The organism is Rheinheimera sp. 1928-s (assembly GCF_029269265.1).
GTDB lineage: Bacteria > Pseudomonadota > Gammaproteobacteria > Enterobacterales > Alteromonadaceae > Pararheinheimera.
This window is the reverse complement of sequence record NZ_JARIXP010000001.1, coordinates 683,530-709,678: the sequence shown is the minus strand read 5'-3', so window position 1 is coordinate 709,678 and position 26,149 is coordinate 683,530. Positions and strand designations below refer to the sequence as shown.

The following is a 26,149-nucleotide window of genomic DNA, read 5'->3' as shown; positions in this document are numbered from 1 at the left end:
GATGAGCTTTAATGCTCTGAAATAAAATCGAAAAAAAACCCCACTATAAAAAGCGGGGCTTTGTATTCAGAACCATAGCTTTTACATAAAGCTGTAATCCACTCTTAAGGTCAAACTACGCTCAGGCGCATACAACACGTTCAGGTTATTTGTACTGCCTGCGCGGGTACGAGCTTGTTTAAATTGCTCAATTTCAGAGTCAAACAAGTTATGAATATAAGCGGACAGACGTATATTGTCGTTTAACTCAATACGTGATGACAGATTGACCCGACGGTAAGCATCTGCTGTGTCTGAACCATCGTCCCGTGCATTAAAGTGAGATCTGTACTCACCATAAGCTTCAACATCTAAGCGGACATTGGTTTGCTTATTAAAAAAGGTAAAGCCTTTATCCAAGCCTACATACGCATTGTACTTAGGCACCTGCGTCATATCCTGCCCATACTTAGCTCCCAAAGCTTCTACATCTGATAACATCACAGAATCAGTGTACGAAGCGTTCAGGATCAGCTCCAGATCATTTTCAAAGCTGTAGCTGCTTTCCCACTCTATACCACGAGACCGTGCTTTCGCAGCGTTTGCGGTGTAGCTGAAACCACAGGTAGGCATATAGACCGAAGCCCAGACATCTTCCCAGTCAATCTGGTACACAGCTGTAGAAAATCTCAGGTTGCCCATATTGGCTTTGTAACCAATTTCATAGTTGTCAATGCTGTCACTTGTATAGCGGGTGGTATGACCCGATGCATACTCATCATCACGACATGCAGCAGCTAAAGGTGTATTGTTACCACCAGGGCGGTAACCTTCTGAATATAAAGCATAAACTGACATATCTTTAGATTCAGGTATCCAGGCCACGCTGAGCTTTTTCCGATTTCCGGATTCGTCACCTTCACTCAGGGCTGTCCGGCCTTCTCTGGCTTCCCAAATTCCGCTGTAACCAAATGAAGCGTAATCTTCCAGATCGTAATAACGAATACCTGCGGTAAATTCCAAACTACCCGAAGCTTTCATATCAACTGTATAGGTCGTTTCACCAAAGAATGCTAACTCCGTATTATGTGCCCCATCATAGTATAAATTGTAGTTTTTGCTTTTATCGCCGTATAAGGCTTCACCAAGCTGACCTACGTTATAAATACCGATTTCGCCCCAATAATCGTCCCAATCCACCCAATCATTCCAGTCAGAAAAAACAGCTATGCTGCGATCATCGCTTTCATGGTACTGAAACTGTGCATTTGGGATATCACCTCGCCAGCCTTTGTCGTAAAAAGCTCCGACAGTCCAGGTAAAGTTTTCCAGATTGCCTTTATCCTGCAAACGGAACTCATGAGTTACTCGTGCAGTTTTGTCGTAGTTAATAATCCAGGTTTTGACTAAATCAGCCATATCCAGACGTGACCAGTTATCCAAAGAATCACTTTGAGTAGTACGGTAAGAACCTGAATAGGCAAAATCTGCAAACCCCATCAGGTCGTCCACGTTAGCCGTTAAGGTCACAAGTTCTGTATTGTCTTTAGACCAACCATCCAAACTTTCCCAAATATGGTATTTGCCAACAGGTACGTTGGAAACATTGCCAAAACAGGCTGCACGGGTCTGTCCTTCAGTACAAGGCGTTGAGCCGTAGCTTACGTCATACCCGTAGTTTGAATCCGGGTTTTCAACAGTGTTAGCAAATGTCCTGCCATTAGGACGTGACAAATCTGCGAAACGTGTTCCTACAGTGCGATTGGTGACATTGTAATAACCTAAGTTAAAACTGATGTCTTCACTGAGCTGCCACAAAAACTGAGTGCGTAAATACTGATCTTTTACTTCTCGTTGTACGCCTGTTGCTGCGTTAATAATTGAGCCAGGTTTGTTGGAGCTGTGCCCCGTAATACGCATAGCCACAGCATTTTCAATCAAAGGAATATTCACTGCAGCCCAGCCTTGTAAATCCAGGCCTTCCACATTTTTTGTATTTTTGGATTGTAATGCAGAGGTAAACTCAACCGTATCCAGTTTTGGTTTTTGAGTAATAACCCTTACTGTACCACCTATAGCATTTGAGCCCCATAAAGTACCTTGTGGGCCACGTAATACTTCAACAGCTTCGATGTCATACAAGTCAACAAAGTTAAACGGAATATCATCGGTAAATGAAGATGTTGTAGAAGGCGCAGCACCGTTACCTCCAGACAAACCACGCAAAATTAAGGTACCAGTTGGTGAAGCGGCCCCCGCAAGGGTCCTGTAAAGGTCATCTTTGTTAATCAGGTTACGATTTGAAATTTGAATCGCAGAGACGGAAGTGACGTTCATTGGAACTTCAATTAAAGACTCCACCCGTTTCCGTGATGTGACCGTAATCACTTCCATTTCCTGTTCTTCCGCAGAGGCGCTTGCTGCTTCCTGATCTTGAGCGAACAAAACCGAAGGAGCAACTAAGAGCGGCAACATTGCAAGTGTGAGGCTGCTTAAGTTGTGTTTTTTTTGCATTTTTATATTCTCTTTTAGTTTTAATGTAATCCCTGGATGGATTTTTTGAACAGAAGCCACGATACAACTCGCTTATAGTTCAAACATGACCAAAATCTAACCGCAATAATGATCTTGTTAAATTAACCTAAATGAATATTCTCAAAAAAACAACAAATCTGACATGAAAAAAAATGAATACGGCCAACAATTGCAATAGAGATCATCTCAATTTAAGTGTTCGCTGTCTCATTTGCAGGGATTTTATTCGGCTATCCTCACCAATAAAGTTCGGTAACTGAAGTTTAGTCTCAGGAACGCTAAGTTATAGAAGATTGAGCAGCAATAGCCTTAAAAGCAGAAGCAGAAAAGTAAAAACCTGTTACACAAGGCAACAGGTTTTTGTGGTTCGTGCAGAATAACGTCTGTTATTCCTGGAAAAGAGTTTCGATATTCAGCCCTTGGTGAGTGACAATTTCACGCAGGCGGCGTAATGCCTCCACCTGAATTTGCCGCACTCGTTCACGAGTTAAACCTATTTCTTTACCTACATCTTCCAGTGTGGAAGGCTCATAGCCTAATAAACCAAAACGACGGGCTAAGACTTCACGTTGTTTTGGATTCAGCTCGTCCAGCCAAATCACCAGATGCTGACGAATATCTGCATCCTGTAATTCAGTTTCCGGGCCTAGTTCTTTTTCATCTGCCAATACATCAAGCAATTGTTTTTCTGAAGAACCAGCAACTGGCGTATCCACTGAGGTAATTTTCTCATTCAGTTTCAACATCTTACGTACTTCTTCAACAGGCCTGTCCAAAGCTGCGGCAATTTCTTCCGGTGTTGGCTCGTGATCCAGGCGTTGCGATAACTCACGGGCAGCCCGCAGGTAAATGTTCAGTTCTTTGACTACATGAATAGGCAGACGAATAGTGCGGGTTTGATTCATAATGGCCCGTTCTATGGTTTGACGGATCCACCAGGTCGCATAGGTTGAAAAACGGAAACCGCGTTCAGGATCAAACTTTTCCACAGCCCGGATCAGGCCAAGGTTGCCTTCTTCAATCAGATCCAGCAACGCTAAACCACGATTAATATACCGACGGGCAATCTTCACCACTAAACGTAAATTACTTTCAATCATACGTTTACGGGCGGCTTTATCGCCTTTGAGGGCAAGGCGGGAAAAATACACTTCTTCTTCGGCAGATAATAAAGGGGAAAAACCAATTTCACCCAGATAAATCTGAGTGGCGTCCATAGCGCGCTGGCTATCATTGGCGGTAAACACGTCGTCAGGGGTATTGTCTTCTTCCGCTGCTAAAGCGGCTAAATCAGGTTCGGCGTTATCATCATCAGATAAAATAACGTCATCCGTTAATTCAGTTTCTTTAAATTCGATTACATCGTCATCATCTTTATGGCCCATATCCTTCTCCCACTTCTACAAGCTTTGGGTATCACCTGAACTGCCTGGTATCCTTACCTCTTCGCCCTTTCGGGGTGATATTTATTATTATTGTATTTCATTATTTTAAGTATCGTTTTGGATCTACAGACTTACCACGGAAGCGGATTTCAAAGTGCAACCTGACAGAAGGTGCATCTGTATTACCCATTTCGGCTATAGTTTGTCCGCTTACGACAGTATCACGCTCTTCCACCAGTAATTTTCGATTATGTGCATAAGCACTTAAAAAGTCGTCATTGTGACGGATTATCACCAGATTGCCGTAGCCTCTTAGTGCGTTGCCCGCATACACTACTTCTCCTGCTGCTGCTGCCTTTATAGGAGTACCTGCTTTTCCTCCTATATCTAACCCTTTGTTGCCATGTTCAGCGTTGGAAAAGCCCGCCAATATCGGTCCACGAACTGGCCATGCCCAACGCACTTTAGAGCTGGAAACAGAATTTGCTGCTGAAGTCGCATTTTCCTTTACTGTCTGTTTCTGAACATAACCCGTTTGATTGTTGCGCGCAACAGCTTTGTTAGCAGTTGTTAATTTACTTTGGCTTTGTGTCGGAGTCTTTACAGTACTGGTCGCGTTTTTTTGGCCTTTGACCGTCAAATTTGGCTTCGTTGTCACAGAGGATGATAAAAAATTGTTATTGAAATGTATCTTCTGCCCAACCAGGATACGATAAGGGGGTGCAATATTATTTTGTTTTGCCAGTTGACGGTAATCCATACCGGCCCGAAATGCTATGGAATATAAGGTATCGCCCGGCTGAACTATATGGCCAGAGCCAGGCTCACCTTGAGGGTACTTTTTATAATAATTTTTGATGTCATTTAGTGTAGTAACAGGCGCTGGTGATTCTCTTGAGCTACAAGCGCTTAAGATAAACACCAGACAAAACACACTAAAGAGTTTCATTAGTTAGCGATACACCAGATATAAAATCCCGCCAAGGGCTACTGTACCCCAGCCTAGCCAGTCCACTATATCCCGCAGTTTTTGCTGCATTTTTTCGCCGCCCCAGTACATCAATCCTGCCACCAGAAAAAACCGACTGGCCCGACCGACAAAAGAAGCGATCACAAAAGGCAGAAATGCCATGCTCATTAAACCTGCACCTACAGTAAACAATTTGTAGGGGATAGGTGAAAATCCGGCAATAAATACCACCCAAACTCCGTAGGTAACAAACCAATTCTCGACCTTGGCAAAAGTCTCCTGATATCCCATGTATTCAACCACAGGCAATACTACGGGCTCGTATAACCACATGCCGAGAAAATAACCGCAGATACCACCTAATACCGAAAACAAGCTGGTCACCCAGGCAAAGCGCCAGGCTTTTTCTGGCTGAGCCAAAGCCATAGGTGCCAGCATCACATCAGGCGGAATAGGGAAAATAACAGATTCAGTAAAACTCAACCCCGCTAAGTAACGTTCGGCGTAGCGATGTTTGGCCCAGACCAGCGCTTTGTCATACATCCATTGAAAAATTTTCAACTACTTTATCCTTTTGATTAAGCCAGCTCGCCCGGCACTAGTGGCACAAAACGCACCGCCTCAACATCTTTTTGTTCAAACTCATCACCCACACGGGTAAAGACTCTTAGTACCTGTTCCTGAGCCCCAACTGGGATCACCAGACGGCCACCTTCAGAGAGCTGCTGCAGCAGGGCTTGTGGCACTTCGTGCGGTGCAGCCGTGACTATAATACAATCAAAAGGTGCTTTACTGGCCCAGCCGAGCCAGCCATCCCCATGCTTCATTGACACATTGTGTAAATCCAGCTGCTGCAAGCGTCGCTTGGCCTGAAACTGCAACGACTTTATCCGTTCTACACTACAAACCTGTGAAAACAACCGGGCTAATACAGCAGTCTGATAACCAGAACCAGTGCCAATTTCCAGCACCTTTTGGCACTGCGGCGATTGCAGCAGTAACTCAGTCATTTTCGCCACTATATAAGGCTGCGAAATGGTCTGTCCTTGCCCAATGGGCAAGGCGGTATTTTCATAAGCTTTGTGAGCTAACACAGCTTCAACAAACAAATGCCGCGGCGTTTGCGCGATAGCGGATAAGACTTTGCTGTCTTTAATCCCATCTTGTTGAAGTTTTTGCGCCAATACTGCGGCACTACGATGGGTGACTACTGCCATAACTTAACACTCAATTCCATCTAACCAGTCTGTTAATAATTCCATGCTGCGATAGGCTGTCATATCCACATGCAAAGGTGTGATAGAAGCGTAGCCCTGAGCTATGGCATAAAAATCTGTGCCTGGCCCGGCATCAAGCTCTGGTCCTAAAGAACCATACCAATAAATAGGCCGGCCCCATGGGTCAGTCGAGCTTTGCATGGTTTCCGCTTTATGCCGCCGCCCTAAGCGAGTCACCTGAATGCCTCGAAGTTGCTCTAAAGGAAGTGCTGGCACGTTAATGTTCAAAATCTGATCCGCAGGCAAAGGGTGGGATTTCAGCTTTTTAATCACCTGCACTGTAACATAAGCAGCTGTTGCAAAATGTTGTTCATCCCGTCCAGCTAAAGACACCGCAATAGCAGGCAAACCTAAATGCCGGCCTTCGGTAGCTGCAGCCACAGTGCCTGAATACAACACGTCGTCGCCTAAATTAGCGCCGTGGTTAATACCAGCCACCACCAGATCCGGGGCATCAGCCAATAACTGACTAATAGCTAAATGCACGCAGTCGGTGGGTGTGCCATTGACCGCAATAAAACCGTTCTCCAGTTGCTGTGTACGCAACGGATTCAGCAACGTCAGCGAATTACTGGCGCCACTGCAATTGCGGTCTGGCCCAACGGTAGTCACCTCTGCAATTTCTGCTAAGGCTTTTTGTAAAACCTGTATACCTTTGGCGTAAACGCCATCATCATTACTTAATAAAATCCGCATTCAACACCCCGCCCTAGCCCAAAAATCACTTAATCCAGTGTGGCGTAATTACGTTGCACATCCTGATAATTCACCAGCTCCCGTAATACGGAGGTAGCAAAACAACCGGAGTAGAGTTTAAAGCTTATTTTTACATTCTGGCCTTGTACTTCAGCCTTTAATTCTGCGGGCAGAACCCGGATAGCACGGCGTTCGGCCCTGACATTCAGTTGTGCCAGTTTGTCGACCCAATGCTGCCAATGCTGCAGGCTTTGTTGTTCAAAAGCCAGCGCATCGGCCGTGATTAACGGCTCACCTAAGCCTGGTAAACCAGCAGTTGGGTGAATGTCAGCCTCCAACAAACGTTGGCGCAGGGTATCATCCACTTCTGGGACTTTAAAAATCGAACCAGAACCATCCAATTGCACCACTTCACCTGACAAAATCTGGTTAAAAGTACCAGCTTTGACCCGCGCATCAACCTGCAAGTTAAACAAAAAAGAACGGCTTGCCGATAAAGCTAAACCACGGATTTTCCGATCTTCAATACCACCACCACAAAACAGCTGCTCTGCTAAAGCTAAATTACCGCCCTGAATACCAAAACGTTGTTCGCCGTAATAATTCGGCACGCCTTGTTTCACTAACTCTAACCGTGTTAAAAGCGCAGGAATATCACTGACATCCCGTAACGTCAGGGTAAATTCGTTGTATTTTATCGAGCCCAACTTTAACCGACGCTGATGACGAATACTGTCGAGAATTTTAACGCCCTCGATATTCCATTCCTGCCAGTTCAGCTGTTGTTTGATTGGTACAGGCACACAAAACCACTGACGGGTTACAGCGTGTCGGTCTTTTAAACCGGCATAACTGACCTGACGGGCTTTACAGCCGACTAATTCAGCCAGCAGCTTGGCGACATACTGAGTATTTTGACCAATTTTTTCCACCAGCAACAACATATGCTCGCCTGCGCCAGTGGGCGTAAAACTCAATTCTTCGTGCACAATAAAATCATCAGGTTGTACACGCAATAAGGCTGTAGTTTCAGGCTGGCCGTATAAATAACTTAGTTTTGGCAGCTCCACTTTTTTTTGCATCAGGACTTCACCAACAGCACTACGGCTTCTACGGCAATACCTTCTTTGCGCCCGACAAACCCCAGTTTTTCAGTAGTGGTAGCTTTTACATTCACCTGCGATAAACCACAGACCAGATCTTCGGCAATACAGGCACGCATCGCATCGACATGAGGAGCCATTTTTGGTGCCTGCGCCATAATAGTCACGTCCAGATTGCCTACTTCATAACCTAAAGCTTTGACATCAGCAAACACTTTGCGCAATAAGATACGGCTGTCTATACCTTTAAAGGCTGAGTCTGTGTCGGGGAAATGATGGCCAATATCGCCTAAGGCCATAGCTCCTAACAACGCATCTGATACAGCATGCAACACCACATCACCATCTGAATGCGCCAGCAAACCTTGCTGATAAGGAATTTTAACGCCACCTAAAGTGATGGGGCCTTCGCCACCAAAAGCGTGTACGTCAAAACCATGACCAATACGAAACGGCATCATACAGAATGCTCCAGATAAAAAGCGGCCAAAGCTAAATCTTCAGCCTGAGTAATTTTGATATTGTCGGCATGCCCCTGTACTAAAAGTACAGGCAATCCTGCCCATTCCATAGCACTGGCTTCATCGGTAATGGCCACACCTTGGGCTAAAGCCTGTTGCAGTGCATCTCTGAGCAAAGCTGTCGGAAACAATTGCGGCGTATAGGCATGCCATAAATTGGCTCGATCAACAGTCTGGTCGACAGTCTGTTTTACGGCAGTAGAGCTGCGTTTCATGGTATCGCGCACAGGCGTAGCCAAAATGCCACCCTGACCAGCTTCGATGCAGCTATCAATTAAAAGTTCGATATCACTAACCCGCACCACAGGGCGGGCAGCGTCATGCACCAGCACCCATGGAAAGGCTTTGGCATCAATCTGCACTAAAGCATTCAGCACCGAGTTGGCACGTTCAGCACCACCATCCAGTCGTTGAATGTCTGAATCAGTCGCTAAAGGCAATGTGGGAAAATAAGGATCGTCCGGGCTTAACGCCAGATAAAACTGCTGTAAAGCAGGAACTTGTTTTAAGCGATGCAGAGTTTGCTCCAGCACAGTCAGACCACAAAGCTGCAGGTACTGTTTGGGCTTATCCGCCTTCATTCGTTTGCCAACACCAGCGGCCGGGATCACAGTCGCAATAGCAGGAATAGCGGTCATTTTTTGTCCAGCGGGGTAATAATCCGGAAAAACACTTCGTCTTGTCTAATCAAACCCAGCTCGTTGCGGGCTCGCTCTTCAATCGCATCCAAACCTATTTGCAGGTCGGTGACGTCGGCTTTGAGCAATTTATTACGTTTAGTCAGCACTTCATTTTGTTGTTCCATCTTGGCGAGTTCAGTTTTATGTGCCCAATACTCCATCACGCTGTGCTGGCCAAGCCATAAGCGATGTTGAAGTGCTGCAAGCAGCGTAAGAAGCAATAAAACTAACAGGCGCATATCGAACCAAAAAATAAAGAGATGAAAGTATTATGAAGCTTATCGGCCGGACTGGAAAGCCCTAATAAGGCCGAAAATAAAGGCGTGCTGCACAAAAACGCCACTTAAGGCTGAAAAGGCTTAGCAAAGTTCTGCCAATTCAGTCGGCTTGCCAGCAATAACTCTCTTAAACTCAAGACTCGTGGGGTTTTGCGTTCGCTGTTAAGCCATTGATGACCACAACAAGCAGCCGTCATTAGGCTTTTGGTTGGCTTAAGCAGGAATTTATCGCTGTTTTCGTCGGTAAGAGGGGTGCCGTTAAAACTAAACCAGCCATGTTCATTGCAGTGTAATCTCTGCCCTGGCAAATCAATTTCATCCACTGAATCCAGCCAGACGGTTTCCAGAGACTGCTGGTTCTGGTACACAGGCACTAATAAGGCCAGTTTGTTGTGTTTCAGGTAAAACTGTTCAATTTGTTCTATACCCTGCTCTTTGGCCGGGCATTGTGGGCTTTGACGTCCCATCCAACTGGCATTTTGACTATCAATTTCAAGTGGGGATTTATGCGACAAAATACTGCTGGCAGCGCGGCGGATATAAAAAGGTAAACTGGCTAATCGTTTTTGCAGACTGGCTAAAAATTCGGGCGGCATTTTGGCATAACGCATCAACTCCCGTTCATACAAAGCATTACAAAGCTCTGTATAAGTCAGGTCCTGCGCCGGGCCATGCCACAGCTGATGTTGATCGGCTGAATGTTTTTTCATCCGTTGATGGTAATCAAGGGAGCAAAACCAATCAAGGGGTCTGTACTCGACCCCTTGATTGGTTTATCTGACCTGGCTTACGCCTGACCTTTAATTTCTACACGGCCACGGTACGGAGCCTTAGCACCTAATTCCTGCTCTATACGCAGTAACTGGTTGTACTTAGACACGCGGTCTGAGCGGCATAAAGAACCTGTTTTGATTTGACCAGCAGCTGTACCTACAGCTAAGTCAGCAATAAAGGAGTCTTCAGTTTCGCCTGAACGGTGTGAAATAACTGCAGTGAAACCCGCGTCTTTTGCCATTTTAATAGCTGCTAAAGTTTCAGTTAAGCTACCGATTTGGTTAAATTTGATCAGGATAGAGTTACCAATGCCCTGCTCAATACCACGGGTCAGAATCTTGGTGTTGGTGACAAATAAATCGTCGCCTACTAACTGGATTTTATCGCCCATTTTATTGGTCATGTCTTTCCAGCCATCCCAATCCGACTCGTCTAAACCGTCTTCAATAGAAATGATCGGGAAACGGCTTGCTAAACCAGCCAGGAAGTCGTTGAACTCATACGAAGTGAATTCTTTGCCTTCACCAGACAGTTTGTATTTACCATCAACATAAAACTCAGATGCAGCGCAGTCTAAGGCTAAAGTGATGTCTTTGTTCAGCTCGTAACCTGCTGAAGCCACAGCTTTAGAAATGACAGTTAAAGCTTCTTCGTTTGATTTCAGATCCGGCGCAAAACCACCTTCATCACCTACAGCTGTGTTTAAGCCCTGACTGTGCAGTTCTTTTTTCAGCTGATGGAAAATTTCGGCGCCCATACGCAGAGCTTCAGCGAAAGTTTTGGCACCAACAGGCTGCACCATAAATTCCTGAATATCGACGTTGTTATCCGCGTGCTCACCACCGTTGATGATGTTCATCATAGGGACTGGCATGGAGTACACACCTGGTGTGCCGTTTAAGTCGGCAATGTGCTGATACAGTGGGATTTTTTTGTCAGCCGCAGCTGCACGGGCTACAGCTAAAGACACAGCCAGAATAGCATTAGCGCCTAATTTAGATTTAGACTCAGTGCCATCCAGATCGATCATGATCTGGTCCACTTCAGCTTGCTTATACGCATTTTTTCCCAGTAAAGCGGCTTTGATTGGGCCATCGATATTGGCAACAGCAGTACGCACGCCTTTACCTAAATAACGGCTTTTGTCGCCGTCACGCAGCTCTAAAGCTTCACGGGTACCGGTAGAAGCACCAGATGGCGCACAGCCACGACCCATAGCGCCACTGGCCAGGAAAACGTCGGCTTCTACTGTTGGGTTACCGCGTGAATCCATGATCTCACGGGCGATGATATTGACGATCTCAGACATGTAAATCCCCTTCTATTTGTCGCATAAAAAAGCCGGACTAATAGCCCGGCTGCAACTGGTTATACGAGTTGCTGTTTCTGATATTTATAAGCGGCGGCCACGAAGCCCTGGAATAACGGATGCCCGTCACGTGGTGTTGAGTTAAATTCCGGATGGAACTGACCCGCCACAAACCATGGGTGTGTAGGTATTTCAATCATTTCAACCAACTGGTTGTCCGCCGACAAACCAGAGATCTTTAAGCCAGCCTCTTCGAGCTGAGCAACATAGTTGTTGTTCACTTCGTATCTGTGACGATGACGTTCGCTGACGATGTCGCTGCCATAGATCTCGCGGGCTTTTGTATTGGCTTTGAGGTTACAGTTTTGGCTGCCCAGACGCATAGTGCCGCCCATATCAGACCTGTCGGTCCGCTGTTCAACATTACCATCAGAGTCCAGCCATTCTGTGATGAGACCCACCACAGGGTAAGGCGTATTCTTATTAAATTCGGTCGAGTGTGCGTCTTTCATACCTGCCACATGGCGGGCATATTCGATCAGCGCTACTTGCATACCTAAACAAATACCGAGGTATGGTACTTTGTTTTCACGGGCATAACGGGCCGCTAAAATTTTGCCTTCCACGCCACGCTCACCAAAGCCACCTGGTACCAGAATCGCATCCACAGTAGACAGAATATCTGTGCCTTTGCTTTCTACGTCTTGCGAGTCGATGTATTTGATATGCACAGTTAAACGGTTTTTTAAACCTGCATGGTTTAAGGCTTCGTTCACTGATTTATAAGCGTCCGGCAGTTCAACATATTTACCCACCATACCTACGGTGATTTCACCTGTAGGGTTGGACTCCTGATACAACACCTGTTCCCATTCGGTCAGGTCTGCTTCAGGGCAGGTAATATGGAAACGACGCACCACTAATTCATCCAGCCCCTGGGATTTTAACAGCGCAGGAATTTGGTAAATACTGGACACGTCTTTTAACGAAATAACAGCACGCTCTTCCACGTTGGTGAAGAGGGCAATTTTAGCGCGCTCGTTCGACGGAATAGCGCGGTCTGAACGACAGACCAGAATATCCGGTTGAATACCAATAGAACGCAGTTCTTTGACAGAATGCTGAGTAGGTTTGGTTTTGATTTCACCAGCAGTGCCCAGGTACGGCACCAACGTCAGGTGCATATACATGGCGCGTTCGCGGCCAAGTTCAGTGCCTAACTGACGAATAGCTTCTAAAAATGGTAAGGATTCGATATCACCTACAGTGCCACCAATTTCTACTATGGCAATGTCATAACCTTCGGCACCGGCAATCACACGACTTTTGATTTCGTTGGTGATATGAGGGATCACCTGAATAGTGGCACCTAAATAATCACCACGACGCTCACGACGTAATACGTCTGAGTAAATGCGGCCTTGGGTGAAGTTATTACGTTTGGTCATTTTGGTGCGGATAAACCGCTCATAGTGACCTAAATCGAGGTCGGTTTCTGCGCCGTCTTCTGTGACGTACACTTCACCGTGCTGAATTGGGCTCATGGTGCCCGGATCCAGGTTGATGTACGGATCCAGTTTAAGGATGGTCACTTTCAGGCCACGGGCTTCTAAAATAGCAGCTAAAGATGCAGCAGCAATGCCTTTACCTAAGGATGAGACAACCCCACCCGTCACGAAGATGTATCTTGTAGTCATGAGACCCCTGAGACGCCATTGGCAATAAAGAATTTACGAACTTAGGACGGGTGAAAATTATAACAAAGGGCGGCTTGCCGCTCAATCAAAAGGCAGGATAAAAAAATAATAAATCAGCAAAGCGCAGCGAAAGGCGCTGATTTTGCATGAGCGCAGAAGAAAAAGGCAGCTTGCGCTGCCTTTTAAATTCAAAACTTATGAGCCGTGTTTATCGGTATGGCGCATATGCGGGAACAGAATGACATCACGAATGCTTGGCGCGTCGGCCAGTAACATCACCAGACGGTCGATACCTATACCCTGGCCTGCTGTTGGCGGTAAACCATGTTCCAGTGCTGTGACGAAATCTTCGTCGTAGTACATGGCTTCATCATCACCGGCTTCTTTTTGCGCAACTTGCTCACGGAAACGTTCAGCCTGATCTTCAGCATCGTTTAATTCGCTGAACCCATTGCCTAATTCACGACCACCGATAAAGAACTCAAAACGGTCAGTGATTTCCGGATTATGGTCATTACGGCGGGCCAGCGGAGAAATCTCGGCCGGGTATTCAGTGATAAAAGTAGGTTGTTGCAGCTTGGTTTCGACCAGCTCATCAAAGACTTCCATCAGAATACGACCATGACCATAGTTGGCTTTGACTTCAATACCTAACGACTTGGCCAATTCAGCCACAGCTTCACGAGTCGTTAACTGCTCCAGTTTAACTTCCGGGTTGTAGTGCAGAATAGATTCAGTCACTGACATACGGGCAAAAGGCTTACCGAAGTCAAACAGATTACCCTGATAAGGCACTTCAGTCGTGCCCAGCACAGACTGCGCCAAACCACGGAATAACTCTTCAGTGATATCCATTAAATCGTTGTAATCAGCATAAGCCCAGTAGAATTCCAGCATAGTGAATTCTGGGTTATGACGGGTTGAAACGCCTTCGTTACGGAAGTTACGGTTCAGCTCAAATACTTTTTCAAAACCACCCACCACTAAACGTTTTAAATACAGCTCTGGTGCAATACGCAGGAACATTTGCATATCCAGCGCATTGTGGTGTGTTTCAAACGGACGGGCCGAAGCACCACCTGGAATGCTTTGCAGCATTGGGGTTTCTACTTCTAAAAAGCCTTTGCTGTTAAAAAACTGACGGATATAAGCCACAGTTTTTGAACGGATTAAAAAGGTTTTGCGTGACTGGTCGTTCACGATCAAATCTAAATAACGCTGACGGTAACAAGCTTCCTGATCGGTTAAACCGTGGAATTTGTCCGGCAGTGGACGCAGCGCTTTGGTCAGTAAACGAATTTCGTCTAACCAGACCGTCAGCTCACCGGTCTGAGTTTTAAACAACACGCCGCTACCGCCGACTATGTCACCTAAATCCCACTTTTTAAAACCTTCGTTGTAGACATTTTCTGCCAGACTATCGCGTGCTACATACAACTGCAGCTTACCGCCCACGTCCTGAATCGTAGTAAAGCTGGCTTTACCCATAATACGGCGCAGCATCATACGACCTGCCACAGTGACACGGATTTTTTTCTCTTCCAGCTCTTCTTTGCTCAGGTGCTCGTACTGAGCATGGATCTGATCGGAAGTGGCATCACGGCGAAAGTCATTTGGAAATGGGTTACCTAGTTCACGTAATCCGGCCAGCTTATGTTTACGCTCAGCAATCAGTTTATTAACGTCCTGATGTTCTTCAATAGGAGTGTTCTGTTCAGACATAGTAAGTTCCTGATAGTAAGCTAAATTACAAACCGGCTTTTAAGCTGGCTTCAATAAATTTGTCTAAATCGCCGTCCAACACCGCCTGGGTATTGCGGGTTTCGACGCCTGTGCGTAAGTCTTTAATACGCGAGTCATCCAGCACGTAAGAGCGGATTTGACTGCCCCAGCCGATGTCCGACTTGGTGTCTTCCAGTGCTTGTTTTTCGGCGTTTTGTTTTTGCAGTTCAAACTCATACAACTTGGCGCGTAACTGCTTGTAGGCGTTATCACGGTTTTTATGTTGTGACCTGTCGTTCTGACACTGCACCACAATATTGGTTGGTAAGTGAGTAATACGGACCGCTGAGTCGGTTCTGTTAACGTGCTGACCACCAGCGCCTGAAGCACGGTAAGTATCTATACGTAAGTCGGCCGGGTTGATCTCGATTTCAATATCGTCATCCACTTCTGGCGACACAAAAACTGACGCAAAAGAGGTATGGCGACGGTTGCCTGAGTCAAACGGGCTTTTACGCACTAAACGGTGCACACCGGTTTCAGTACGTAACCAACCATAGGCATATTCGCCAGTAAATTTGATGGTACAGCCTTTGATACCAGCCACGTCGCCGTCTGTCACTTCGTATAACTCAGGTTTAAAGCCTTTGGCTTCGCCCCAACGCAGATACATACGCATTAAAATACTGGCCCAGTCTTGAGCTTCAGTACCACCAGAACCAGATTGAATATCCAGGTAACAATCGGCCGGATCACTTTGGCCGGAAAACATACGACGGAATTCCAGCTTAGCCAGCTGTAATTCTAAGTCGGCCAGTTCAGTCTGAGCTTCGATAAAGGTATCTTCGTCTTCGGCTTCAACTGCCAGCTCTACTAAGCCAGCCACGTCTTCCAGACCCTGATCCAGCTTGTCGATGGTGCCAACAATCTGTTCCAGCGCTGAACGTTCTTTGCCTAATGCCTGTGCATTTTCGGGGTTGTTCCAGACGGCAGAATCTTCCAGCTCACGGCTGACTTCTTCTAGCTTTTCTTTTTTGGCGTCGTAGTCAAAGATACCCCCGAAGCACGTTCGTGCGTTCAGTCAGATCTTTAATGGCGTTGTATACCGGATTTACTTCAAACATGATTTAAGGCGCTTAGGAAAAAATTGGTGGCGATTGTAGCAATATTTCAGCAGACATGCAGCCATCCCGACGATTTTCTATTGAAAGAGTTGAACAGGATCCTGCACTGACTTTTCAACAAAAGCTGTGCAGGATCCGTTTAGCATGGAACTAACAGATTTTTTCAATCAGCCGAACAATCAACTGCACCGATTGTTGGTCACGGTAGTCGTTGATATCCAACTGATAAGCGACGCGGATTTTTTTCACGTTGGCATCAGGCCAGGCTTTGTTGTCAGCGTTAAACCAGATGGCATCGACCAGAGCGCCATCGCTCGATTCCAACATCAGTTTGAGGTGTTTATCTGCCAGCAGACGTTGTTGGCGTATGACAAACTCGCCTTCAAATACAGGTTCAGGGAAGGCCTGCCCCCAGGGGCCAGCCTGTTGTAACAGCTGGGCAAAAGGTACAGATAAACAATCACTGCTCAAATCGCCGTCTGTATAAAGCACTGCGGTCAACAGCTCTGGCGTCAGGTACTTTTTGGCCACAAAATTCAGTGCCAGTTTAAAGGTTTCAAAACGCTCTTCGGCAATAGTTAAACCCGCCGCCATGGCGTGGCCACCAAACTTTTTAATCAGGCCTGGGTATTGAGTAGAGACTTCATCTAATAAATCACGGATATGTAAGCCTGGAATAGAACGGGCAGAACCTTTCAGCTCGCCTTCGTCGCCTTGTGCGAACACCAACACAGGTCTGTGGTATTGCTCTTTAATCCGGCCAGCCAAAATACCTATCACGCCTTGATGCCAGTCACTTTGGTACAAACACAAAGCGTCCGGCAGCTCTTCAGAGGCAAAAGACAACCGCTGCAGATAAGCTTGCGCTTCCTGCTGCATGCCCTGCTCTATTTCACGACGCTCGACGTTTAAGCTATCGAGCTCTGCAGCATACATGCGGGCACGGGGTAAATCAGGCGCTAATAAGCAGCTGATGCCAAGTCCCATATCATCCAAACGCCCTGCTGCATTTAAGCGCGGTGCTAAAGCAAAACCAAAATCCTGCGCCGTCAACTTTTCCGCTTTGCGGTTGGCAATATCAATAAGCGCCTGAATGCCTGGCCTTGCTTTGCCACTGCGGATACGCTGCAAGCCCTGATGCACCAGAATACGGTTATTCGTATCAAGCGGAACTACGTCAGCTACCGTACCTAAAGCCACCAGGTCCAACAGATCCGCTAAATTAGGTGCAGGAAAGGCTTCAGTAAAATAACCTTGAGTACGAAGTTCAGCACGCAGTGCTAGCAACAGGTAAAACGCCACCCCGACACCAGCAAGCTGTTTACTGGGGAAATCACAACCTGGCTGGTTTGGATTAACAATAGCGTCAGCATCCGGCAGCTCGTTGCCAGCTAAATGGTGGTCTGTGACCAGCACTTTGACACCCATTTTTTTCGCCAGCGCTATACCGTCAATGGCTGAAATGCCATTGTCGACTGTGACTATCAGCTGAGCGCCCTGAGCCACAGCAATTTCTGCCATCTCGACAGACAAACCATAACCGTATTCAAAACGGTTTGGCACCAGATATTCCACATGCTTAAAACCCAGGCTTTTTAAACCGGTCAGCAAAGTAGCTGTGCTGGTGGCGCCATCTGCGTCAAAATCGCCGACTATGACAATATGCTGTTGCTGCTGCAACGCCTCAATCAACAAAGTCACAGCAGCAGAAATACCTTTGAGCAAAGTGAAAGGCAGTAACTGAGCGGCACCTCGGGCCAGTTGCAGCGAGCTATCAATGCCACGGCTGGCATAAATACGCTGGATCACCGGATGGTATTGGGAGAGTTCCGATGAAATAGCCGGTACAGGCCGGCGTTGTAATGCTTTAATAATACTCAAACTGAAACCTGCTTATGGCGCATTTTGGCTCAAGGCGGCAGCTAAAGCGGCAGCTGGTTGATAGCCAGGAATTAAACGGCCATCAGGTAAAATGAGTGCCGGAGTGCCAGTGATACCAAAACTTTGGCCTAACTCATACTGCTGAGCCACAGTGTTCTTGCAACTTGCCTGCTTTACCGCTTTACCGGCTTTACCGTCTGTCATCGCCTGTTGGGTGTCTTTTGCACACCAGATGGATTGCAGTTCATCATAAGTTGCAGACTGCACGCCACCCCGCGGAAAAGCCAGATAACGCACTGTAATACCAGCTTTGTTCAGGTCTGCCATTTCGTTATGTAACTTACGGCAATAACCGCAACTGGTGTCAGTAAATATATGCACCACGTATTTTTCATCAGCAGCTTTAAACTCGATCGCTGAGTCGGTAAATTCTTTGACGCCCGCTTTACGGATATCCTTCAGAATGTCTTCATTGACCAGTTTTTTATTTTTTAAATCGTAAATATTGCCTTCAAACAAATACTGTTGATTGTCCGAAATAAAGAATAAACCTTTGTCGGTATGCACTTGTAGCATGCCAGGTACTGCAGAATCTGCCACAGCTTTAACATTTAAACCAATGTCTGAAAAGGCTTTGTTCACTTCAGGTGAGCTCACCTGAGCTGTTAAACCAGTACTTAAAAAGGTTGCCATAACGGCGAGATAGCTAAACTTCTTCATCTGTATTTCCTGCACCCAAAGCTAGCCTCTGGGATGATGTTGTTGATGTAAACTTTGCAAACGCGCCTGCGCCACATGAGTATAAATTTGGGTGGTCGATAAATCGCTATGCCCTAATAACAGCTGTACGACCCTCAAATCTGCACCATGATTCAATAAATGGGTGGCAAAAGCATGCCGTACCGTATGCGGTGACAACTCTGCACTAATGCCCGCCACTTTGGCATAAAACTTAATTCGGTGCCAGAAAGTTTGTCGGGTCATTTGTTGGCCTCTGTTGCTTGGAAACACCACATCACTCTGACCATCAAGCAACAAAGCACGGCCTTGCTTCAGGTAATTATCCAACCATTCCACCGCAGTTTCGCCTAAAGGGACCAGCCGTTCTTTTTTACCTTTGCCTGTGACCCGCACTAAACCCTGCCGCAAATTAATTTGCTGTAAGGTTAAACCCACCAGCTCCGATACTCGAAGACCGGCCGCATACAGAATTTCTAACATCACTTTGTCGCGAAACTGAATTAAATCGCTGACATCCGGGGCAGACAGCAGTAAATCCACATCCTGCTCGGACAAGGTTTTAGGCAAAGAGCGGCCAATTTTAGGGTTAAATACGTCCGACAGCGGGTTTTCGGTGATTTGCCGGGTTTTATGCAGATGACGATAAAAACGTCGCAAACTGCTTAAAGTTCTTGAGGTGCTACGTGGACTAAAGCCTTGATCCACCCGAAACGCCAAATAACTATTCAGCAGCATTTGATCCACAGCCGTCAGTTGCTGGCCCTGTTGTTGCAAAAATAACGCGAATTTAGTCAGGTCTGTACCGTAAGCACTTAGCGTATGCTCGCTGACGCCTTTATCCAGCCAGAGCTGGTCTAAAAAGGCTTTAATAAGCTGTTGTTCTGAGATGGCCAACACTGCTGCCACTTGCTGCTCCCTGGTTAATTTACCTTGTCTGACTTTGTTGATTTGCGCTGTTCTGCTACACTGCCGCCCACCGAAAATGCTGAGTCCCGCCAGATGAAAATTGGTCTTTTTTACGGCTCCACCACCTGCTACACCCAAATAGTGGCGGAAAAAATTCAGGCACTGTTAAGTGCTGACCCAAGCCTGCCGGATGGCAGCAGTGTAACACTTCATAATATTAAAGATCAGCCTCTGGCACTGATGGCTGACTATGATCTGCTTATTTTAGGTATTTCAACCTGGGACTTTGGCGAACTGCAGGAAGACTGGGAAGCCCATTGGGATGATATCGCTGAAGTGGATTTAAGCGGCAAAATTGTGGCTATTTATGGCATGGGCGATCAGCTGGGCTACGCCGAGTGGTTCCAGGATGCTGTAGGTATGTTGCATCAGGCCATAGCGCCACAAGACTGTAGTCGTATTGGTTTCTGGCCGACTGAAGGTTATGACTTTATCGCCTCCAAAGCAGTCACGGCTGACAATGAATGGTTTTATGGCTTAGCTTTGGATGAAGAGAATCAATACGATTTAACCGATCAGCGCCTGGATCAATGGCTAACTCAACTGATGAATGAGTTGATAGCCCTGTAACATAGAGAGTTTAAAAGCGCCCAGTCATCACGTCCTGATACAGCTGAGTTTTTTGCACTTCAAGATGGGCCTGCTGTAGCTTCTTCACCAGCTCTGCGTCACTGTTTTTGCTGGCGGCCAGGTAGGTTTGTTGCTCAAGTTGCGGAATAGCCAATACAAAAGTTGTGATGCCTGCAGGCAGAGCTAATTGTTGCTCCATAGAAGGTAAAGCCGCTTGATCATCGATCACGTAGTCCACTTTGCCTTTGAGCAGTAAACGCCAGGACTCCAGAATATCAGCCGACAACTGCAGTTCTTTGCCTTCTTTCATGCCTTGTTGTTTAAGCCATTGCCCCGAAAAATCACCTCGTTGTACTGCGATAACAGCAGAACCTAAATCTTTGATATGGTTTGGGCTTAAGTCAGTACGATCCGTTAACCGCACCAAACCAAATCGGTATTTGGCCACAGGGCCAATCCAGTGGAACTCGTTTTCCCGCTCCGGTGTTCTGGCCATATTGTAAATCAGTACATTGGGTGTAGAGCTGGCGATATAAAAAGCTCTGGCCCAGGGATAAACCTCAATACGGCTTTGCAGCCCGGCTTGTTTTAGCGTCGCTTCTATAATCTGAGTGCTAAGCCCATCCACTTTGCCGTCTTTGATTGTCTGATGAGGGGGCGATAATTCAGTCACTACTCTCAGCGCAGGACCATCAGCATGTACAGTGAAGGTGAAAAATAAACACAACGGCACAACCACTAAGCTTTTTCTCACAGCCCAACTCCAGCTTGACAGATCACTTTGCATACAAAACTTTGTCTATCCTAGCTTAGTTATCCTGAGCTTTCCTGACAACAGCTGATTTTTTACTCTATGAAAAAGGGCAGCTATCGCCGCCCTCTGTACGCAGGTTAAGCTATTAACCTTTTAACACCTGCGCCATGGCTTTAGCGAAGTAATCAATATTGCTGTGGTTTAAACCCGCAATACTTACGCGACTTGAGCCAACCATATAGATGCTGTAATCCTGACGCAGGCGTTCAATTTGCTCTTTGTTAATACCAAGGAAAGAGAACATACCGTGTTGTTTAGTGATAAAGCTGAAATCCTGTGTGATGCCTTCAGCGGCAAATTTGTCGATGATCAGCTGGCGATAGTCATTGATACGATTGCGCATCACAGCCAGTTCCTGATGCCATAAAGCCGTTAATTCCTGACTGTCCAGAATATGACTGACGATGATAGCGCCATGGGCAGGCGGCATAGAATAAATACTGCGCACTACACTCAACAGCACAGATTTAGCTATGTCTGCTGTTTTGCTGTCGGCTGCCACTATGCTGCAGGCACCAATACGCTCACGGTATAAACCGAAGTTTTTCGAGCAGGAGCTGCACAGGATCATCTCTTCAACCTGATCCGCTAAATAGCGTAAGCCCTGGGTATCTTCATCCAGACCTAAACCAAAACCCTGATACGCCATGTCAACCAGCGGGGTAAAACCTTTTTCTTTGGCTAAGTCAGCAAATTGTTTCCACTGCTCAAAGTTTAAATCCATACCACTTGGGTTATGGCAGCAAGCGTGCACCAGCACCACATCACCAGCAGGAACTTGTGCCAGTTCAGTCAACATGGCGTCAAACTTTAAGCCTTTGGTATCCCAGTCGTAGTAAGCATATTCTTTTACTTTCAGACCCGCGGCCTGAAACAAGGAGATATGGTTGGCCCAGGTTGGGTTAGTGACCCAGACTGTAGCGTCCGGATTGGCTTTTTTAATAAATTCAGCAGCCACCCGCAAAGCACCTGTGCCACCTGGAGTATGAGCTGTAGTGACACGGCCTGATAACAGTACTTTGTGCTGACCAAAGGCCAGTTTTTCAATATGGCTGTTAAAAGATAAATCACCTGCCATACCAATATAGGTTTTACTGTCTTCGTTTTTTAAACGCAGCGCTTCGGCTTTTTTCACACAATCCAGCACAGCCGTATGGCCTTGCTCGTCTTTGTAGACACCCACCCCAAGGTCCACTTTCAATGGATTTGGATCTTCTTTATAAGCGGCCATTAAACCTAAAATTGGATCGATAGGGGTTGGCTGTAAGTGCGAAAACATAGTAATTACCTGTTAGTTTGCGGTGTTAATGAATCAATTCGGTTTCATCTTATCATGCGGGCAACAGACCCGGCAGCACAAGACAAATGGCGACTAAGCGGATCAGCGCTTCTGTATGGTAGGCCTGACGTTTAAAAGCCTCAGCGTCAATAATACCTGCCAGTTCACCTTTGCCGTTAAATAAAGGCAAACAAGCTTCGGATAAGACCTTCGGATCGCAGGTGTAATATTCACCACCCGCTGTTAAATAAGCTGTAACATCGTTAATCACTTTCGCTTTGCCAGTCAGTCCAACAGTACTGTTATTGCTGATAGCTGCAAATTCAACCGTTAACGGAAACTCAGCACGGGAAGCAGCTCCAAAATAGGCCAGTTTCACCAGTACGGTTTCACCTTGAGGGTTCTGACGTTTTTGGTAAATACCAAACCAATCACTGTCATTGGTTTGCTGATAGTTCTGCACCACCGCAGTGAGCTGAGCTAAAGCTGCAGCTGTTACTTCACTTTGGCCAATAGTGGCGGCCAGGTCGTAAGGTTCATCAGCCAGTTGGCCAAACAAAGAACAAGCTCCACCTTCACCTAATTCAGGCACCTGATAAGACCAGGTGACAGCAGGAGCCGCTGCGATAGAAAGTTGTTTTTTTAATGCGGTAACTGCCTGCTCTATAGCCGTTTCTTGCCCTTGCAATACGGCCGCTAACCCAGACTGTTCCAGATATAAGGTAATAGACACTTCAGCCATCCAGATTTCTAAAATTAGCCGTAGTTTACCAGAAGCCTTTTATTTGCCAATGGCTTTTTTTGCCTCCTTATTTTCAAGCTTGCTGTTTATTCATTTGTTGTTTATCGTGCGCTTTCTGAGGACTTACACAGATTGTTTTATGAGTGGCAAAAAAATCTCGTTAGCCGACTGGCAACAACAATTGGGGCGACCTGCTGAAGCTGCGACAGCAGCAAAAGCAGATGATTTGGTCTACAGTACAGATTCAGGCCGTATTGATAAACCCAAACAGCAAAAAGCTGTGGCTCAAAGTTTTACGGATGGCCACGCACGTTTAAAACGTGAAACCAAAGGCCGCAATGGCAAAGCCGTGATCACTATTTCTGGCCTTGCTGAAAGCGCAGAAAAACTGACAGAAATCGCGGCTTTATTAAAGAAAAAGTGTGGTTGTGGCGGTTCGGTCAAGGATGGCGTGATTGAAATTCAGGGTGATCAACGCGAACTGGTGCAGCAGGAGTTAACCAAACTAGGTTATAAACATAAATGGGCTGGTGGTTAAGCCGTCACCCCATCATCAAGCGAGTGTCTGATGCAACAACTCTCCCCTGCCGATTTATCTATTCTACTGATTGAACCTTCTGATGTTCAGCGCAAAATTATTATCAAACAACTGGCCGAAGAAGGCGCAACTCAAGTCAGCACAGCCGACAGTATTGCCACGGCCATGGTGCAGCTGAAGCAACACAAAGCCGATTTAGTGATCAGTAGTTTGTACTTTGAACAAGGCACTAGTCTGGAACTGCTGGCGAAACTAAAAAACGACGCTGATTTAGCTGAAGTGCCTTTTGTATTAATTTCTTCTGAAACCAAAAAGGCTCAGTTGGAACAGTTTAAGCAATCCGGTGTGGTGGCCATTTTACCTAAACCTTTTAACTCAATTCAGTTGGGCAAAGCCTTAAATGCGGCCATCGACTTGTTAAGTCCGGCTGAGCTGGAACTGAGTTTATTTGATGTGCATGACGTACGAGTGTTAGTGGTAGACGATAGTCGCCTGGCCCGCAACCATATTAAACGTGTACTGCAAAATCTGGGCATTCAGCATTTAACCGAAGCCGAAGATGGACAACAAGCCATTGAGCTGCTGCAAAACAACATGTTTGATTTGGTGGTGACGGATTTTAATATGCCGGAAGTGAACGGTCAGGAGCTAACCCAGTATATCCGTGAACATAGCCAGCAAAGCCATATACCGGTGTTGATGGTGACCAGTGAGGCCAATGAATCACACTTAGCTAATATTGCGCAGTCGGGCGTCAATGCCTTGTGTGATAAACCTTTTGAACCTGAAACAGTGCGGGCTTTATTAAGCCGCATTATGGAACACTAAAAAGAAGATGGGGCAGAGCGCAAGCTCTGACCCGCATCAACTACTTCTGTTGGTTGTAGTCTTTGCCAAAAATCTTGCCAAAGAAACTGTCTTTTAACCAGACTGGCCGCTGTGGGTTGTTCGCGACCTCAGTGGTAATACCGAAGTTAATGTCGGCGAAAGTAGCGCCGGCATCGTAACGAATAGCACCAAAGTCAGCCGTTAAACCCGCCTTGTCATCAGTCGGTTTGTGGTAGTGCTTGGCAAAAAATTTGCCCCAGACTTCGCCACCTTTTTGAGCAGGATCTTTAGACGTAAAGCCTGTCATCAGAAATACAGATGGCACACCTTGCTGCACTAAAGTGTAGTGATCTGAACGGGTAAAAATAGCCTGCTCCGGCATCGGATCCGGGCTTTGACTAATACCCACTGCAGCTGCAGCTGTATCCACTGTTGCACCTAAACTGGAATGGTTAGCTCCAAAGGCCACTATGTCAGCAAAAGGATACAACAAGACTGGCATATCGATATTGACGTTCGCCACCAGCTTGTCGATTGGACGGGTTGGGTTATGAGCAAAATAGTCAGCACCCAATAAGCCTTTCTCTTCACCTGTTACAGCAACAAATAAGATAGAACGTTTTGGCCGTTCTGCCTGCTGAGCAAATAAACGCGCAGTTTCCAGCATAATGCTGACACCAGCGGCATTGTCCATCAGGCCGTTGTTAATTTTATCTTTGCTGCGTACATCGTTGGAAAAACCAATGTGATCAGAGTGAGCCGTCACCACCACATATTCATCTTTAAGCACCGGATCAGAACCTGGCAATACTGCAACCACGTTCGGGCTGGTGATATCTTCCATAGTGGATTCACGTTTTAAATTAACAGTACCTTCTAAGGCAAAACCTGTAGGCACTTTTTCTGCGGCTAAGTCAGCAAAAATATCGTCCAGAGAACGGCTGGCCCCTTCAAACAGGTTTTTGGCAGCGTCAGGATGTAAGTAAGCACCACCCAGTAATGACTCAAATTCACCTTCGGCTTTACCGTCTTTATGCAGCCAGCGCATACGAGGGCTGGTTAAATACATCAGGCTATTGGCATAAGGCCGTACTTTCTCTTCTGAAGGAGTATGCAGGGTAAGGATACCCACAGCACCACGTTCAGCAGCATTCTCGGCTTTTAAACTTTGGATATGAGCCGCTTCTTCACTGGGTAAAGATTTAGGGCGACCACCCAACATCACCACTATTTTGCCTTTCACATCCAGATTGGCGTAGTCATCCAGATTAAACTCTTTGGAGACCAGGCCATAGCCGACAAAGACCAATGGCGCTGTGACATCGGCTTTCGCATGCAAAGTGCTTGGACCCGTAAAAAATTGTTTTGGATACTCAAAGTCTGTGGTTTTGCCATTTTTCGTCAACGACATTTTGGCACTGCTTTGTACCAGCATAGCTTTGCGTAAAGGCACAGACTGGAAATAGCCCTGCTCACCAGCCGGCTCTAAACCTAAAGCAGCCAGTTGAGTGGCAATATAATTCGACGCAATTTGATGACCACGGCTACCGGTATCCCGGCCTTCCAGGCTGTCATCGCCTAAAAACGTCATATGAGCTTCAATGGCTTTGGCGCTGGCTTTTGGCAACGCAGCCACAGAAGAAGGTGTTGGGGTACTTTGACAGCCCGCCAGCACCAGCATGGCGGATAAAGCACTGATTGACATCAGTTTCATAGTATTTCCTTAAAAAATTCAGGGGC

General features: G+C 46.4%; 25 protein-coding genes. 3 read left to right on the top strand and 22 right to left on the bottom strand.

Annotation, left to right across the window (positions count from 1 at the left end; all coding sequences use genetic code 11):
- Positions 1-81 precede the first annotated feature (81 nt).
- The 18 genes from P3C17_RS03195 to xerD all read right to left on the bottom strand — a co-directional run bounded on the left by P3C17_RS03195 (position 82) and on the right by xerD (position 19,578).
- Positions 82-2,373, bottom strand: coding sequence for a TonB-dependent receptor (locus P3C17_RS03195; protein WP_300928066.1), 2,292 nt, complete (start codon positions 2,371-2,373; stop codon positions 82-84).
- Between the two features lie 527 nt (positions 2,374-2,900).
- Complete coding sequence (gene rpoS, locus P3C17_RS03190) at positions 2,901-3,899, bottom strand: RNA polymerase sigma factor RpoS (protein WP_300928065.1); 999 nt, start codon at positions 3,897-3,899, stop codon at positions 2,901-2,903.
- Between the two features lie 100 nt (positions 3,900-3,999).
- Positions 4,000-4,848, bottom strand: a complete 849-nt coding sequence (locus tag P3C17_RS03185) for a peptidoglycan DD-metalloendopeptidase family protein (protein WP_300928064.1) — start codon at positions 4,846-4,848, stop codon at positions 4,000-4,002.
- 3 nt (positions 4,849-4,851) lie between these two features.
- The gene (locus tag P3C17_RS03180; RefSeq protein WP_300928063.1) at positions 4,852-5,430 is read right to left on the bottom strand and encodes a YqaA family protein; all 579 of its coding nucleotides are present in this window, start codon (positions 5,428-5,430) and stop codon (positions 4,852-4,854) included.
- 17 nt (positions 5,431-5,447) lie between these two features.
- Positions 5,448-6,086, bottom strand: a complete 639-nt coding sequence (locus P3C17_RS03175) for a protein-L-isoaspartate(D-aspartate) O-methyltransferase (protein ID WP_300928062.1) — start codon at positions 6,084-6,086, stop codon at positions 5,448-5,450.
- 3 nt (positions 6,087-6,089) lie between these two features.
- On the bottom strand, positions 6,090-6,842 hold the full coding sequence (gene surE, locus P3C17_RS03170) for a 5'/3'-nucleotidase SurE (RefSeq protein WP_233081060.1): 753 nt from the start codon (positions 6,840-6,842) through the stop codon (positions 6,090-6,092).
- A gap of 29 nt (positions 6,843-6,871) precedes the next feature.
- Positions 6,872-7,924, bottom strand: a complete 1,053-nt coding sequence (locus tag P3C17_RS03165) for a tRNA pseudouridine(13) synthase TruD (RefSeq protein WP_300928061.1) — start codon at positions 7,922-7,924, stop codon at positions 6,872-6,874.
- Complete coding sequence (gene ispF / locus P3C17_RS03160) at positions 7,924-8,406, bottom strand: 2-C-methyl-D-erythritol 2,4-cyclodiphosphate synthase (RefSeq protein WP_300928060.1); 483 nt, start codon at positions 8,404-8,406, stop codon at positions 7,924-7,926. Before ispF ends, P3C17_RS03165 begins: the two co-directional genes overlap by 1 nt.
- Positions 8,403-9,104, bottom strand: coding sequence for a 2-C-methyl-D-erythritol 4-phosphate cytidylyltransferase (gene ispD, locus P3C17_RS03155; RefSeq protein ID WP_300928059.1), 702 nt, complete (start codon positions 9,102-9,104; stop codon positions 8,403-8,405). Before ispD ends, ispF begins: the two co-directional genes overlap by 4 nt.
- Positions 9,101-9,385: a cell division protein FtsB gene (gene ftsB / locus P3C17_RS03150; protein ID WP_300928058.1), complete on the bottom strand. Its 285-nt coding sequence runs from the start codon at positions 9,383-9,385 to the stop codon at positions 9,101-9,103. Before ftsB ends, ispD begins: the two co-directional genes overlap by 4 nt.
- A 104-nt stretch (positions 9,386-9,489) precedes the next feature.
- The gene (locus P3C17_RS03145) at positions 9,490-10,134 is read right to left on the bottom strand and encodes a hypothetical protein (protein ID WP_300928057.1); all 645 of its coding nucleotides are present in this window, start codon (positions 10,132-10,134) and stop codon (positions 9,490-9,492) included.
- A gap of 77 nt (positions 10,135-10,211) precedes the next feature.
- Positions 10,212-11,507: a phosphopyruvate hydratase gene (eno, locus tag P3C17_RS03140; RefSeq protein ID WP_233081055.1), complete on the bottom strand. Its 1,296-nt coding sequence runs from the start codon at positions 11,505-11,507 to the stop codon at positions 10,212-10,214.
- 59 nt (positions 11,508-11,566) lie between these two features.
- Positions 11,567-13,204 carry a CTP synthase gene (locus tag P3C17_RS03135; RefSeq protein ID WP_300928056.1) on the bottom strand — a complete coding sequence of 546 codons (1,638 nt, stop codon included), beginning with the start codon at positions 13,202-13,204 and terminating at the stop codon, positions 11,567-11,569.
- Between the two features lie 195 nt (positions 13,205-13,399).
- A complete protein-coding gene (gene lysS / locus P3C17_RS03130; protein ID WP_300928055.1) occupies positions 13,400-14,926 on the bottom strand; it encodes a lysine--tRNA ligase in 1,527 nt (508 codons plus the stop codon).
- Positions 14,927-14,951: 25 nt separating this feature from the next.
- A protein-coding gene (gene prfB / locus P3C17_RS03125) for a peptide chain release factor 2 (RefSeq protein WP_300928054.1) occupies positions 14,952-16,050 on the bottom strand; the annotation gives its coding sequence in 2 pieces (ribosomal slippage) (positions 14,952-15,974 and positions 15,976-16,050; 1,098 coding nt in all).
- Positions 16,051-16,200: 150 nt separating this feature from the next.
- Complete coding sequence (recJ, locus tag P3C17_RS03120) at positions 16,201-17,931, bottom strand: single-stranded-DNA-specific exonuclease RecJ (RefSeq protein ID WP_300928053.1); 1,731 nt, start codon at positions 17,929-17,931, stop codon at positions 16,201-16,203.
- 12 nt (positions 17,932-17,943) lie between these two features.
- Positions 17,944-18,651: a bifunctional protein-disulfide isomerase/oxidoreductase DsbC gene (gene dsbC / locus P3C17_RS03115; protein WP_300928052.1), complete on the bottom strand. Its 708-nt coding sequence runs from the start codon at positions 18,649-18,651 to the stop codon at positions 17,944-17,946.
- Between the two features lie 21 nt (positions 18,652-18,672).
- Positions 18,673-19,578, bottom strand: coding sequence for a site-specific tyrosine recombinase XerD (gene xerD, locus P3C17_RS03110; protein WP_300928051.1), 906 nt, complete (start codon positions 19,576-19,578; stop codon positions 18,673-18,675).
- Positions 19,579-19,671: 93 nt separating this feature from the next.
- Here xerD and fldB point away from each other — a divergent pair, with 93 nt between their 5' ends.
- Positions 19,672-20,208, top strand: coding sequence for a flavodoxin FldB (gene fldB / locus P3C17_RS03105; RefSeq protein ID WP_300928050.1), 537 nt, complete (start codon positions 19,672-19,674; stop codon positions 20,206-20,208).
- A 10-nt stretch (positions 20,209-20,218) separates the two neighbouring features.
- Here fldB and P3C17_RS03100 read toward each other — a convergent pair whose 3' ends face one another.
- From P3C17_RS03100 to P3C17_RS03090, 3 genes are all read right to left on the bottom strand, one after another.
- Positions 20,219-20,962: a transporter substrate-binding domain-containing protein gene (locus P3C17_RS03100; protein ID WP_300928049.1), complete on the bottom strand. Its 744-nt coding sequence runs from the start codon at positions 20,960-20,962 to the stop codon at positions 20,219-20,221.
- Positions 20,963-21,107: 145 nt separating this feature from the next.
- A complete protein-coding gene (locus P3C17_RS03095; protein WP_300928048.1) occupies positions 21,108-22,301 on the bottom strand; it encodes an amino acid aminotransferase in 1,194 nt (397 codons plus the stop codon).
- Positions 22,302-22,353: 52 nt separating this feature from the next.
- Positions 22,354-23,043: a histidine kinase gene (locus P3C17_RS03090; protein ID WP_300928047.1), complete on the bottom strand. Its 690-nt coding sequence runs from the start codon at positions 23,041-23,043 to the stop codon at positions 22,354-22,356.
- 139 nt (positions 23,044-23,182) lie between these two features.
- Between P3C17_RS03090 and P3C17_RS03085 the strand changes: the two genes are divergently transcribed.
- On the top strand, positions 23,183-23,581 hold the full coding sequence (locus P3C17_RS03085; protein ID WP_300928046.1) for a translation initiation factor: 399 nt from the start codon (positions 23,183-23,185) through the stop codon (positions 23,579-23,581).
- A gap of 30 nt (positions 23,582-23,611) precedes the next feature.
- Complete coding sequence (locus tag P3C17_RS03080) at positions 23,612-24,409, top strand: response regulator (protein WP_300928045.1); 798 nt, start codon at positions 23,612-23,614, stop codon at positions 24,407-24,409.
- Between the two features lie 40 nt (positions 24,410-24,449).
- Here P3C17_RS03080 and P3C17_RS03075 read toward each other — a convergent pair whose 3' ends face one another.
- The gene (locus P3C17_RS03075) at positions 24,450-26,123 is read right to left on the bottom strand and encodes a M28 family metallopeptidase (protein ID WP_300928044.1); all 1,674 of its coding nucleotides are present in this window, start codon (positions 26,121-26,123) and stop codon (positions 24,450-24,452) included.
- Between the last annotated feature and the right edge of the window lie 26 nt (positions 26,124-26,149).